The sequence below is a fragment of the Streptomyces sp. URMC 129 genome (genome assembly GCF_051386415.1).
In the GTDB taxonomy this organism is placed as follows: domain Bacteria; phylum Actinomycetota; class Actinomycetes; order Streptomycetales; family Streptomycetaceae; genus Streptomyces.
Genome location: NZ_JBPQTQ010000283.1, coordinates 1 through 1071, shown reverse-complemented (window position 1 = coordinate 1071; position 1071 = coordinate 1). Strand labels below are relative to the sequence as shown.

The window sequence follows — 1071 nt, the reverse complement described above, 5'->3', positions numbered from 1 at the left end:
GCGCCTCTCACAAGAGGGTGTCGCGATCTGGCTGGACGACCTGTCGCGCACGTTGATCACGTCCGGTGACCTGGCCGAGCTGCTGGACCAGCAGCACGTCGTGGGCGTCACCACCAACCCCTCCATCTTCCAGAAGGCCATCTCGGCCGGTGAGGGCTACCAGGAGCAGCTGGCCGACCTCGCCGCCCGGCGCGTCACGGTCGAGGAGGCCGTGCGCATGATCACCACGGCCGACGTCCGGGACGCCGCCGACGTGCTGCGCCCCGTCTACGAGGCGACCGGCGGGCTGGACGGCCGGGTCTCCATCGAGGTCGACCCCCGCCTGGCCCACGACACCCGCGCCACGGTGGCCGAGGCCAAGCAGCTGGCCTGGCTGGTGGACCGGCCCAACACCTTCATCAAGATCCCCGCCACCCGCGCCGGACTCCCCGCCATCACCGAGACCATCGCCCGCGGCATCAGCGTCAACGTCACGCTGATCTTCTCCCTCCAGCGCTACCGCGAGGTGATGGACGCCTACCAGACCGGTCTGGAACAGGCGAAGGCCAAGGGCCTGGACGTGGCCTCCATCTACTCGGTCGCCTCGTTCTTCGTCTCCCGTGTCGACACCGAGATCGACAAACGGCTGGACGCGCTGGGCACCGACGAGGCCGCCGCGCTGCGCGGCAAGGCCGCCCTGGCCAACGCCCGCCTGGCCTACCAGGCGTACCAGGAAGTCATCGCCGCCGACCGCTGGCAGGCGCTCTCCCGCGCCGGGGCCAACCCGCAGCGCCCGCTGTGGGCCTCCACCGGCGTGAAGGACCCCGCCTACCCCGACACGCTGTACGTGACCGAGCTGGTCGCCCCCGGCACCGTCAACACCATGCCCGGCGCCACCCTGACCGCCACCGACGACCACGGCGAGATCACCGGCAACACGATCACCGGCACCTACCAGCAGGCCCGCGCCGACCTCGACGCCCTGGAGAAGACCGGCATCTCCTACGACGAAGTCGTCCAGCTCCTCGAAGACGAAGGCGTCGAGAAATTCGAGACCGCCTGGAACGGCCTCCTCGAATCCACCCAGGCCGA

1 protein-coding gene is annotated in these 1071 nt (G+C 70.1%); it reads left to right on the top strand.

The window, feature by feature from the left end; genetic code table 11:
• A partial coding sequence (gene tal, locus ACSNOC_RS27780) for a transaldolase (protein WP_436750336.1) occupies nucleotides 1-1071 on the top strand: 1071 nt, incomplete at both ends.